The organism is Kitasatospora sp. NPDC004614 (assembly GCF_042873675.1).
In the GTDB taxonomy this organism is placed as follows: domain Bacteria; phylum Actinomycetota; class Actinomycetes; order Streptomycetales; family Streptomycetaceae; genus Kitasatospora.
In genome coordinates this window covers 81616-94089 of the sequence record NZ_JBIALR010000018.1, presented here as the reverse complement: position 1 = coordinate 94089, position 12474 = coordinate 81616, and the positions used below count along the sequence as shown (strand labels likewise).

8 protein-coding genes are annotated in these 12474 nt (G+C 73.8%); 3 read left to right on the top strand and 5 right to left on the bottom strand.

The genetic code is table 11. The annotated features are described in order from the left end of the window. Positions 1-218: 218 nt before the first annotated feature. Together ACFYST_RS29200 and ACFYST_RS29195 are read right to left on the bottom strand one after the other, a co-directional pair. Positions 219-977: an NUDIX domain-containing protein gene (locus ACFYST_RS29200; protein ID WP_380486908.1), complete on the bottom strand. Its 759-nt coding sequence runs from the start codon at positions 975-977 to the stop codon at positions 219-221. A 136-nt stretch (positions 978-1113) separates the two neighbouring features. Next, positions 1114-3801, bottom strand: coding sequence for a glycogen debranching N-terminal domain-containing protein (locus ACFYST_RS29195; protein WP_387866671.1), 2688 nt, complete (start codon positions 3799-3801; stop codon positions 1114-1116). A gap of 660 nt (positions 3802-4461) precedes the next feature. Here ACFYST_RS29195 and ACFYST_RS29190 point away from each other — a divergent pair. After that, the gene (locus ACFYST_RS29190; RefSeq protein ID WP_387866670.1) at positions 4462-5775 is read left to right on the top strand and encodes an alpha/beta fold hydrolase; all 1314 of its coding nucleotides are present in this window, start codon (positions 4462-4464) and stop codon (positions 5773-5775) included. Between the two features lie 37 nt (positions 5776-5812). Here ACFYST_RS29190 and ACFYST_RS29185 read toward each other — a convergent pair whose 3' ends face one another. After that, entirely contained in the window at positions 5813-7315 is a 1503-nt protein-coding gene (locus ACFYST_RS29185; protein ID WP_387866667.1) for a DUF4192 domain-containing protein, read from the bottom strand. Positions 7316-7522: 207 nt separating this feature from the next. Here ACFYST_RS29185 and ACFYST_RS29180 point away from each other — a divergent pair, with 207 nt between their 5' ends. Further along, complete coding sequence (locus ACFYST_RS29180) at positions 7523-9718, top strand: RecQ family ATP-dependent DNA helicase (RefSeq protein ID WP_387866664.1); 2196 nt, start codon at positions 7523-7525, stop codon at positions 9716-9718. Positions 9719-10025: 307 nt separating this feature from the next. After that, positions 10026-10712, top strand: a complete 687-nt coding sequence (locus tag ACFYST_RS29175; RefSeq protein WP_387866721.1) for a hypothetical protein — start codon at positions 10026-10028, stop codon at positions 10710-10712. Positions 10713-10910: 198 nt separating this feature from the next. On the opposite strand, the gene ACFYST_RS29170 is transcribed toward ACFYST_RS29175, so the two are convergent. Both ACFYST_RS29170 and ACFYST_RS29165 read right to left on the bottom strand, forming a co-directional pair. Then, complete coding sequence (locus ACFYST_RS29170) at positions 10911-11264, bottom strand: hypothetical protein (RefSeq protein ID WP_387866662.1); 354 nt, start codon at positions 11262-11264, stop codon at positions 10911-10913. A 505-nt stretch (positions 11265-11769) separates the two neighbouring features. Beyond that, positions 11770-12453: a ribonuclease HII gene (locus ACFYST_RS29165; protein WP_387648821.1), complete on the bottom strand. Its 684-nt coding sequence runs from the start codon at positions 12451-12453 to the stop codon at positions 11770-11772. Between the last annotated feature and the right edge of the window lie 21 nt (positions 12454-12474).

Here is a 12474-nt window from a genome sequence, read left to right as displayed (position 1 = left end):
CTGCACAGTAGGACGCGGAAGCGGTGAAACCAGGCATTCCGGATGGATCGTTGACGGTGTTAGCGCCGAGCTCACCCGAACAGGGGACAGCGCACTCGCGCCACTGACGATTTACTTACGGATCGCCACCACCCCACCACCACAAGGGAACTGGCCCACCTCGTCTCGCCGAGCCCTCCCCTCTGCGACGGCGGCCACGATCTCGCCAGGGTCGGGCGTCAGGCCTCGGGGCGGAGCATCGGCGGATTGAGGACGGTCGCCCCGCCCGCGGTGAACAGCTGTGCGGGGCGCCCGCCTTGACGGGTCGTCGTGCCGCCGGAGGGCAGCAGGAAGCCCGGGGTGCCGGTGACCTTGCGGTGGAAGTTCCGCGGGTCCAACACCACGCCCCAGACCGCCTCGTACACCCGGCGCAGCTCGCCGACGGTGAACTCCGGCGGGCAGAAGGCCGTTGCCAGCGAGGAGTACTCGATCTTCGACCTGGCCCGCTCCACGCCGTCCGCCAGGATCTGGCCGTGGTCGAAGGCCAGCAGTTCACCGTCGTTGCCGTCGACGCCGAACAGTTCACTGACCGGTGCCCACCGGGCGCTGCTGGCGTCGCCGCCCGCACGGGGCGACGGCAGGTCCGGGGCGAGCACCAGGTACGCGACGCTCACCACCCTCATCCGGGGGTCGCGCTGCGGGTGTCCGTAGGTGGCCAGTTGCTCCAGGTGCGCCCCGAACGGGTTCTGCCCCGCCAGGACTTGGCCCGGTGCGGACTGCGCCCTCAGCCCGGTCTCCTCCGCCAGCTCCCGGGACGCCGCCTCGGCCAAGCCCTCGTCCGGCCGCACGAACCCGCCGGGCAGCGCCCAGTAGCCCTGGAACGGCGCCTCACCACGCTTCACCAGCAGGGCGCACAGCTCATGGTCGCGCACCGTCAGCACCACCAGGTCAACCGTGACTGCGAACGGGGGGAAGGCCGACGGGTCATAACGCGACATGTCGCCGATCTTAGTCGTCTCTCTGACGATAATCACAGACCACGGCCTTTTCCCGTCCCCTTTCCCGCGCCTTTCTCTTGTCCTTCTCCCGTCCTTCCCGTCTTCTCTCCCGCCTCCTGGACCGCCCCGCGGACCGTCAGCCGGCGGCCAACTGCAGGAACGACGGCGCCTCTTCCACCACCGCGACGCCGATCCTGCTGACCCGAACCGAGAACGGCTCGCCGGCCACCCGCAGGCCGGTCAGTTCCAATGCGCCCAGGGGCGCGGTGCTCGCCGGGTGGGTGGCCACCCGCCCTGAGGGGACGTCGGGCCGGACTCCGGCCAGTGAGAGCACCAGGTGGACGGCCGCGGCCGCCGACATGGCGGCCGGACGGCAGGCCGCCGGGTGCGGCACCGGCGGGCAGTCGGCGACCTTCTGCTCGCCCGCGTACATCTCCGGCAGCCGGTACTCGAAGTGCGCGGACGCCTCCAACAGGCCTTCCAGCAGAATCTCGGCCTCCCGCTCGAATCCGGCGTCCACCAGCCCGCTCACCGCGAGCGCGGTCTCCTGCACCCGGACCACGCCGCTGCGGTGGCCGAGCGGGTTGAACCGTGGGGACTTCGCGCTCAACGTCCGCAGGCCCCACCCGCAGTCGAGTTCGGGCGTCACCAGCCGCTGGGCGAGCAACCTGGTCTGCTCCCGGTCGAGCAGGCCCTCGTGCAGCTCGCCCTCGGCGCCCAACCCGACGTCGAAGAGGTGGACCAGAGTTGAGGCGAGGGCCGGCACCGGCCGGTCCGGGGCCAGCAATGCGGCTGCCGGCCGACCGCCTGACAGGTCGTCGATCCAGAACTGCTCGCGGAACCGTTCCCTCAACTCTGCTGCCCAGGCCCGCCACTCCGCCGCTCCGGGACGGTCGAACGCCTCCAGAAGGTCCGCCCCTTGGAGCGCCGCGCGGTGCGCCTGCGCCTGGACTTCGCACCTGGCCGGACCTGGCCGCGCGGCCCGCTCCTCCGCCGGGCGACCGAGGTCGGTGACGAAGCCGACCGGCCCGTCCGGCCCCTCCGCCACTGCGGCCCGCAACGCCCCGAGGGCGCGCTCCGCGGCGGGCAGCAACTCGGCGACCTCGGCCCGGGGCATGCCCCAACGCCAGGCCTCTGCCAGCACGGTGACGAACAGCAGCGTCGCCTCCGTGGCCGTGCAGCTCGCCGGCAGCTCCGGGCCTCCGTGCCGCAGCGGCCCGGGGATCACGCCGTCCATCGCCTGCGCCGCCGCACCACTGTCAGTGGCCGGGGCGGACACGCTGCCCACGCCCTGCACAGCGGCAGGCTGCGCTGCCGGTGCGCCGCCCGGCGCGGCGGCGACGGCCGGCGACGAACCGACTGCCGATGGGCTGGACGCCCCGTCGACAGCGCCACTTTCGGCCGGGCGTGCGGCGCCTGCCGATGGCTGGGGCGCGAGGTGCTGGCGGCGGGCCGTCGCGCGGAGCGTTCCGGCAGCGAGCCGGGTGCCGAGCGGCAGCGTCATCCGGGCCGCCCAGAGCGCGTCGGCAGCGGTGAGGCCGAAACGCCAGGGGGCGCCCGAGGCGGTGTAGAGGTCGGTCGGACGGTCCGCGTCGGCGAGCAGCAGCCCGCTCAGCGTGTCGAGGGCGCGGCCGACCAGGCGTGTGGCACGGCGGTCGTCGGCCCGGACCTCCGGCTCGGACCACGGCAGCGGCACACCCGGGCCGCGCCCCGTCGGTGGACGACCGGTCGATGGAGCCTCCAGCTCCACCTGCAGGTCCACCGACCATCGGGCCCCTGGCTGGATGTCCAGATCCCACCGGAGCACACCCGCGCCGGCCAGCACCGCGTGCGGCGACGGGCGGGCGCTGACGGTGGCCGCGCGGCCCTGCCCGGCCCAGCGCAGGCCCGAGGACTGGACCTGGCCCGGCAGGTCGGCCGAGCGCCGGCCCGCCGCGATGTCGGTGAGCTGGCCCAGGTCGGTACCCAGGGCGATCTCCAGTGGGAGGCGGGCCGGTCGGGCACCGGTGTTCCGGACCGTCACGGTCTCCGCGCCGTCGGCGTGCCGCAGCCGTTCGACCGTCAGCGCCGGATCCGGGTCGAGATCGCCCGGCACCCGGACCGAGCCGAGGAACCGAGCCGCCGCCGCGGACGTCAGGGTGCCCTGGAGCGGGAGCGGCTCCACGCCACCGAGGCGCAGCTCCATCCTGGCCAACGTGCGCACGCCGTGCCGGAAGAAGCCGTGCAGGCTCTGGCCCCGAAGCTGTCCGTCCGGGCCGGAGGCTGCCATGCCCGGGGCATTGACGCACAGGACGTCGTGCGCCGCCGAGGGCTGCGGTCGTGGCACCGCCGCCGGAGCCGGCTGGCGGGCCGCCCCTGGAGCGGCCGCACCGGCCACCTGCTCCGAGCGTGCGCCCGCCACGCCACGCCCCGGGGCCGTCGCACCCGGGCCCGGCCGGGTCGGGGTGCCGTACGGCGGGGTGGGAGTGCCGTAGGGCGGGGTGGCCCCCGGTGCGTAGGGCGTGGGCGTGATGGGCGTGCCGTACGGCGGGGTGGCCCCCGGTGCGTACGGCGTGGGCGTGGTGAGCGTGCCGTACGGCGGCGTGGCCCCCGGTGCGTAGGGCGTGGGCGTGGTGGGAGTGCCGTACGGCGGCGTGCTGAGCGGGGCTCCGTGCTGCTGGACGGCGGCACCCGCGAGCGGCGTGCCGTACGCGGGGGTGGCGGATGCCGGGCTCGCGCCGGGCGTCCCGGTGGCGTGGCCGGTGGGTGCCGGGGCGCCGGTGGGCGTGCCGTACGGGGGTGTGGCCCGGCGCGGACTCGGTGGGCCGGCCAAGTGTGGGGGCATGGGGGGAGCCGCTGCTCCGATGGGTGCCGAAGCGCCGCCCGGTGCGGGCGGGTTGGTGGGCGGCAGCGGGTGGGACGCTGCGTGGGGTGGCCTTGAATCGGTCACCAGGCTCTCCTCCCCTCGACCGGCCGACGGCTGCGGGCCCGGCCGGCCGCGAGCGTGCTCGATCGCGGACTGTGCTGCTCTGCCGCCGGAACACGCGGCTCTGACCTGGGCGGGACCGGATCGCCGGTGCTCCGCCCCGACCGGGGTGGTGTCCCGGCCCGGACGCCAGGGTCGCGCGTGGCCCGGTCGCGCCGGGTCGAGCGACGCGTGACCGGTGCCCGACACGGTCGCCCTGGCCACTACTGGCCCGGCGGTGCCGGTTCTGGTTGCGGCGTTCCGCAGGTTGAACGCCGTACACCTGCCCGAGGTCACGCCTGTCCGGCGGACCTCCGGTCGAATGCGGCCACGCGCCGTCGGTCCTTCGGCAGTCTGCAGCCGGCACCTGGGGTGCCCGCTGTGTCGTGGCGCCGTTCGGGGTTCTCCGCACGTGGCGGCCGCCCCCGGGCGGCTCCTGTCCGCCGTCAGGATACGGTGCGAGCACGGCGACGGAACCCCTGGTGACCTCGGTGACCGGCGCCGCAACCAGCCTGTGACCAGCTCACATCTAGGAGTTGCATGTCCTCCCTCAGCCGCATCCCCGGGATCGTCGCCACGGATCATGTCTTCCGGGTGCCGCTGGACCACGGAGCTCCGGGCGGCGAAGCGATCAAGGTCTACGCCCGCGAGGTGGTGGCCGCCGGACGCGAGCACGACGAACTTCCTTGGCTGCTCTACTTGCAGGGCGGCCCGGGTGGAAAGGCCAATCGGCCGCTCGGCCGGGACGGCTGGCTGGACCGGGCGCTCGACGACCACCGGGTGCTGCTGCTGGACCAGCGCGGCACCGGCCGCTCCACGCCCGCCAACCGGCAGACCCTGGCCCGGCGCGGCGACGCCCGGCAGCAGGCCGACTACCTGGCGCACTTCCGTGCCGACTCGATCGTCCGGGACGCCGAGCTGATCCGCCGCCAGCTGCTGGGCGAGGACGGTCGATGGAGCCTGCTGGGGCAGAGCTTCGGCGGCTTCTGCACCCTCACCTACCTCTCGCTGGCCCCGGAGGGCCTGCGAGAGGCGTTCGTCACCGGCGGGCTGGCCGGCCTTCGCCGCTCGGCGGGCGAGGTCTACCGCGCGGCATACCCGCGGGTCGCCCGCAAGAACGCCGGGCACTACGCGCGCTTCCCCCAGGACGTGGCGGCGGTACGGCGAATCGCGGCGCACCTGATCGAGCAGCCCGCGCCTCTGCCGGACGGTGGGGTCCTCACCGTCGAGGCCTTCCAGGCGCTGGGCATGATGCTGGGCAGCGGCACCGGCTCCTACGCCCTGCACTATCTGCTGGAGGAGGCCTGGGTGGAGGGGGCGGACGGGCCGGAGCTGTCCGACACGTTCCTGGCGGGGGCGCAGGTGCAGCTGTCCTTCGCCCAGGGGCCGCTGTACGCCGTGCTGCACGAGTCGATCTACGGGCAGCGCTCGGTCGACGCCGGGGCCACCGGCTGGTCGGCGGAGCGGGTGCGCAAGGAGTTTCCCGAGTTCGACGCCGCGGCAGCGCTGGCCGGGGACGGGCCGGTACTGCTCACCGGCGAGATGATCTACCCCTGGATGTTCGAGACCGACCCGTCGCTGCGGCCGCTGCGCGAGACGGCGCAGCTGCTGGCCGAGCGCACCGAGTGGCCCGACCTGTACGACCCGCAGCGCCTGGCTTCGAACCAGGTGCCGGTGTACGCGGCGGTGTACCACGACGACATGTACGTGGACACGGCGCATTCGCTGGAAACCGCGGATGCGGTGGCCGGTGTGCGGACGTGGATCACCAACGAGTGGGAGCACGACGGGGTGCGGGTGAGTGGCCGCCGGGTGCTGGACCGCCTGATGCGGATGGCGCGCGGCGAGGTCTAGCCGTTCGCCCCGCGGCCGGGGGATGAGCGTACGCATGTCAGCCTCCGGTGGACTGCTGGTGTCGGAATGCCCTGCTGCGGGGCCTGGGGATTCGCGGCGACGCGGCCCGCAGCGGGCAGGATCGGTGCTCGCCGCCCGGCCGGCGGACCTCGGCTGACGCGGCGTCGGGCGAGATTGTCGACCGGCCGCCGCCTGGGCTGCCGTCCTCGCCCGGCTCGGCGTGGCCCGGCCCGGGCTCGGCGCCCGCGCGGTCCGGCCCGGATCCGCCCTGGCCTGCCCTGACGGCTTTCGTCGGTTCGGCGCCGGACCGGGGCGGGGGCCCGGGCGGGGCGGCGGACGCCCGCGAGGGACCGCCGGGCCGTTCGGCTCCCGACGGCCCGGCGGGCGGCAGGAGCTCTGGGTGCCGGCGGCTCCCCGCCCCGCGCAGCCGGGTGCTGCGTTCACTCCGGACCACCTGGAGCAGTGCCTCCGCGGCGAGGCCGGAGTTCAGTGATTCGTAGAGCAGTTGGGCAAGGGTGTAGCCCGCGTCCAGTTCCAGTGCCCTGGCCAGTACGACCCTCGCCGTGGCGGGGTCTCCGGCCAGCCAGGACGTCCAGGCCAGCAGTGTCATCGGCGGGGCGGCGAGGTGTTCGAACGGGTCGACGCAGCGCTGGATGAGGTAGCGCCACAGCTTCTGGGCGGTGGCGAGTTCGTGCGGTTCGGCGTACTCGGCAGCGCGATCGCGGCCGAGTTTGTCCTGCAGGCCGATCAGCAGGCGGGCCGTCCGTCTGGTGTCGAGCTCCCGGGCGCCGCTGCGGAACTCGGCCATCGCGCTGGCCAGCAGCTCGTCGGTGCGCTCGACCGCCGTATGGCGGCCGCCGGGGCCGGCCAGCTCACGGATGAACGGCGGCCCGGCGTCTTCCAGGGCGCGGCGCTGCACCTCGCAGAGCGGCGGGCCCACCGGGGCGAGGCCGGCCACGATCGCCTTGCGGCTGCCCCTCGGGGCGAGGCCCGCGAAGGTGGCCGCGGCGGCGAGCGGACTGGGCTCGTGGGCGGCACGGACCGGAGTGCCGTCCGGCGGACAGCAGTCGACTCCGGTGCACAGGAAGGACCACCAGCGGCCCGCAGAGACGCACAGCGACTCCTTGACGATCACCTGCTCGCCCTGGAAGGCCCTGGTGAGTGCGGCAGCCAGTGGGCGGAGCTCCGCCAGCACGGCCTGCCGCCCCTCGGACACTGGCGTGCCGTCGGCGGGATCCCGGCACAGGTACAGCAGGACTTGGACGGGGCGGCGGTCGCGCTGTTCGGACAGCTCGACCAGCAGCCGGGCGGATTCTTCGGCGGTGCGCTCCCAGGATTCCGGATCGGCCGGAATGTCGATCCGGATCACTCCGCCCTGATCGAGCGCGGGGCCCTGCAGGCCCACCGCGACGATGCTGTCGTCGGGGAAGAAACCCAGCAGGTAGGGGAGCATCTCCGCCATGTCGGCGGGGCCGCGCAGCCGGACCGGGAGGTGGCCGGGGCGCGAGGAGGGCTTGGTGGTGCGGTCGTCTGCGGTCATGGCGGAAAGCCTGGACCCGATTCCGCCACCACTGCGGATATTTCATTCGCCCTGTGGATAAACCGGGGGGTTCAGCATTTGCTACCCCTAATGGCGGACAATTCCGGCCCGAACAGCACACTCTGACGTCATATCACCCGATTAGAGCCAGGTTGTCCACAGCCTCCCATTCGCGGTCCGTCCGTGAAGCGCGGTATCCATGACCTCATGCAGACGCGCGAACTCCATCCGACCACCCCAGCCGACCGCGAAGCCGTCCGGGCCGCCGCGGAAGCCGTGCTGCACAGCCTCGCGGGGCCCTCCGCGACGCTGCGCGAGGACCAGTGGAAAGCCATCGAGGCCCTGGTGGTGGACAGTCGCCGCGCCCTGGTGGTGCAGCGCACCGGATGGGGCAAGTCCGCCGTCTACTTCATCGCCACAGCGCTGCTCCGCGCGCGCGGGGCCGGCCCGACGGTGATCGTCTCGCCGCTGCTGGCGCTGATGCGCAATCAGGTCGAATCGGCCGCCCGGGCGGGCATCCACGCCCGGACGATCAACTCGGCCAACCCGGAGGAGTGGGAGGAGATCCAGCAGGAGGTCGCCGACAGCCGGGTCGATGTCCTGCTGGTCAGCCCGGAGCGGCTCAACAACCCCGACTTCCGCGATCAGGTCCTGCCCAAGCTCGCCGCCTCCACCGGCCTGCTGGTGGTGGACGAGGCGCACTGCATCTCCGACTGGGGCCACGACTTCCGGCCCGACTACCGACGGCTGCGCACCATGCTCGCCGAGCTCTCCCCCGGCGTCCCGGTGCTGGCGACCACGGCGACCGCGAACGCCCGGGTCACCGCGGATGTGGCCGAGCAGCTCGGCACCGGCGTCGGTGACGCGCAGGCCCTGGTGCTGCGCGGCCCGCTGGACCGGGAGAGCCTCAGCCTCTCGGTGCTCTCGCTGCCCGACCCGGCGCACCGGCTGGCCTGGCTCGCCGACCACCTGGCCGATCTCCCCGGCTCCGGCATCATCTACACCCTGACGGTCGCCGCCGCCGAGGAGGTCACCGAGTTCCTGCGCGAGCGCGGCTACCCGGTCGCCTCCTACTCCGGCCGGACCGAGGACGCCGAGCGCCGCGAGGCCGAGGCCGCCCTGCTGGCCAACCGGGTCAAGGCCCTGGTCGCCACCTCCGCGCTCGGCATGGGCTTCGACAAGCCGGATCTCGGCTTCGTGGTCCACCTCGGCTCGCCGAGTTCTCCCATCGCCTACTACCAGCAGGTCGGCCGCGCCGGCCGTGGCGTCGACCGTGCCGAGGTGCTGCTGCTCCCGGGCCGGGAGGACGAGGCGATCTGGCGGTACTTCGCCTCCATCGGCTTCCCCGCCGAGGAGCAGGTCCGCCGCACCCTGGCCGCGCTGGCCGAGGCCGGCCGCCCGCTCTCCACGGCGGCACTGGAGACCTCTGTCGACCTCCGTCGCTCCCGGCTGGAGATCATGCTCAAGGTGCTCGACGTGGACGGCGCGGTCCGCCGGGTGCGCGGCGGCTGGGAGTCCACCGGCGAGCAGTGGCGGTACGACGGCGAGCGGTACGCCAAGGTCGCCCGGGCCCGCGCGGCCGAACAGCAGGCGATGCGGGACTACATCGCGACCGAGGGCTGCCGGATGGAGTTCCTGCGCCGCCAGCTCGACGACCCGGAGGCAGCCCCGTGCGGGCGCTGCGACCGGTGTACCCATGCCCAGCACTCCACCGAGGTGTCGGCCGAAGCCACCGGCGCGGCCCGCGCCGCCCTCGGCCGGCCCGGGGTCTCCTTCGAGACCCGGCGAATGTGGCCGACCGGCATGGAGTCCCTCGGTGTCCCGCTGCGTGGCCGCATCCCTCCCACCCAGCAGGCCGAGCCGGGGCGCGCCCTCGGCCGGCTCTCCGACATCGGCTGGGGCACCCGGCTTCGCACGCTGCTCGACGAGCGCTCCCCGGACGGCCCGCTGCCGCGCGAGGTGCTGGACGCCGTCGTCGGTGTGGTCGCGGACTGGGCACGCGGCCCGGGCGGCTGGGCCGGACCGGCCGGTCCGGACGGCACTCGGCTGGAGCGCCCGATCGGCGTGGTCGCCCTGGAGTCCTCCACCCGACCACAGTTGGTGTCCGATCTCGCCGGAGGCCTCGCCTCGATCGGCCGGATGCCGCTGCTCGGCCGGATCCAGTACGCCACCGGGGAGCCCCCGCACGGGCCGCGCAGCAACAGCGCCCAGCGGCTGCGCTCGGTCGCCGGAACGCTCGTACTCTCGCCGGGCCTGACCGACACATTGGCCGCGACTCCCGGCCCGGTCCTACTGGTGGACGACCTGGTGGATTCCGGCTGGACGCTGACGGTCGCGGCTCATCTGCTCCGCCAGGCGGGTGCCACCGCGGTGCTCCCACTCGTCCTGGCCATCCGGGGGTGAGGACGATTCGGCCGAGCTCGACGCCGGTCCTGGCACTCCGGCACGCCCGGACGCCAGGCCCCGTTCACCGGTCGGCCTCCACCCATACGCACCCCGCTCACCGATCGGTCAGCCGAATGGCCGCACGACAGGGCTGGGACATGTCGGGCAATTAGGCGGGTCCCGGGCGGCGTTTGTCAGTTCATCATTGCCGCCCGGCGGCTCTCGCCCGAGAATTGGAAGGCATCCAGCGCCCGGTCCGTCGGACCCGGCCTTCGGCGTACGCCCGCGCACCTCCGGGAGCGTGGGCACGGGAAGGAGGATCGTGATCAACGGCATCGACCGAGGTCCTTCCCACTACGACGGCCGTCGGGCCATCACGCTGCAGGAGTGGGAGCGCCTCGGCGTGCCCCTCCTTCGCACACCCCGAGAGTTCGTCACCGAACTTCACCAGCGGCACCTACCGCAGCCCGGCACCACCGTGGTCGCGGTACTCGACCCCGAGCATCGGGTGGTGGCGTCGGCCTCCTTCGGCGTCCGCCCGCAGTTCAGCGACGGCTGGGACCACCGCAACGCCCTGCTCGGCCACCTCCGCCGGGTCACCCCGCACGACCTGAGGCGGATATCCCCGAGCCGCACCGCCGTCCTGCTGCGCTGCCGGGACGGCGGGCCGGACTGGACCGAGCAGGACGGGGCCTGGATGTGGGCGCTGCGCGCCGCCGCCGAACTGCACGGGCTGCGCTGCGGCTCGTACCTGACGCTCACCCCGGCCGGCTGGCAGTCGCTCGGCGACGGCCGGCGCGGGCGCAATCCGCACGCCGGGTCGTGGGCGCTCGGCCCGATTCATACCGTCACCGAACTGCCGTCGCGCATCCCGTCCGGCACCGGCTCCGAACACCCCGCACTGCCGGCGCCCTTGGAGCCACCGGTCGCCCCGGTCACCTCACTGAACGCGATCCGCGCCCTGGAGGCCGGCCGCGACAGCCGGGCGATCCGTCGAACCGCCGCCCGCTGAGCGGTCGTCCACCCGCGGTGACCCGCTCACCAAAGCAGGCAGCCCGACGCGCCCCGGCAGCAAGAGCCCCAACGGCACCGCAGGACAACCGCGTTACGGCCCGACGGAACCAGGACACGGCAACGGTCCGGCCCCGCCCGCAGGCGGAGCCGGACCGGCACGACGAACCGGCGGTCAGGCGGACCGACGGACCAGCGGTCAGGCGAACAGCGGGGCGACGGTGTCCGTCTCGCCGCAGACCACCAGCAGCTTCGCGGCACGCTCCAGCGCCTTGCGCGCCGCAGCGGCCACCCGCTCCGGGTGGTTCTCGTTGACCACCAGCACCACCACGTCGCGGCGCAGCGTCCGGGCCGTGGCGGCGTCGGCGTAGAACACGTCGCCGCCGTCGGCAAGTTGAGCCCAGTAGCGCTCCTCGCCGAAGCTCGTCTCGTGCTCCTGCCAGGGGTGCGCGGCACCGACTGTCAGGACCAGCACGTCGCCGGGGCGGCGGCCGGACTCCAGCAGTGCGTCGACGGCCTCGTCGGCGCGGTCGAGCGCCTCGGCCGCAGCCACGGGCAGGAGTTGAACGGTCGGCCGACCAGGGCGCGGCGCGTGGCCGGGCTTGGGTCGGGGTGCGGGCCGCGGACCGGGAATCGGCCGGTCCGCACGGGGCGGTGCGGGACGCGGCGGGCCGGGGCGAGGGCCCGGGACCGGAGCGGCGACGGCGGTGGAGGAAGGCATACGGTGGGCAGGTGCGTCCGACTTGTGGGGAAGGGGAACGCCGGGGCCCGGGATCGTCTCGTGAATCTCCGGCTCCTCGGGGAAGACAGGCATACCCGGATTCCTATCAAATGCCGGTCGGATGCGCACGGGCACCCCACCACTTGAAAGTGTCGCCGCCGAAACGCGGGTACGCGACAACGCCCGAGTGACGGGTGGATGAATGTTGACGAACCGTCAGAATCGACGAATATCGACGGACCTGGTCGTCGCCAAAGCCCTCGGAGGGCACCCGGCAGCCGCAGCGAACCATCGGATTGTGCGACTGCCCGAGGGCGCGTTGCGGCACTGAGGGCGCTCAGAAACCGAGCGAGAGCTGCTCGCCGGTGTCGACCGGGACCCGCTGCCGCTTGAGGTGGCTCCACTTCGGCAGGGCGTCCATGTAGGCCCAGGACAGGCGATGGTGCTCGGTGGGCCCGAACTCCTCCAGCGCGGCGCGGTGGGTCGGCGAGGGGTAGCCGGCGTTCTCCTCGAACGCGAACGCCGGGTGGTCCACCCCGAGTTCGGCCATCAGCGCGTCCCGCCGGACCTTGGCCAGCACCGAGGCGGCGGAGACGCAGACGCACGACTGGTCGCCCTTGATCACCGTACGGACCCGCCACGGGCCGCCCAGGTAGTCGTGCTTGCCGTCCAGGATCACCGCGTCGGGCTGCACCGGCAGCGCCTCCAGGGCGCGGACGGCGGCCAGCCGCAGCGCGGCCGTCATGCCGAGGTCGTCGCACTCCTGGGACGAGGCGGCGCCGATCGCATAGGCGGTCACCCAGTCCTCCAGGATCGGGACGAGCGCCTCCCGGCGCCGCTCGGTGAGCAGCTTGGAGTCGGTGAGCCCCTCCGGCGGGCGGCGCAGGCCGGTGACGGCGGCACCGACCATGACCGGCCCGGCCCAGGCGCCGCGGCCCACCTCGTCCAGCCCGACCACCAGGCGGGCTCCGGCCCGGCGCAGGGAGCGCTCGACCGAGTGGGTCGGGGGGTCGTACGGCATCGGGGTTCCTTCACTGGACAG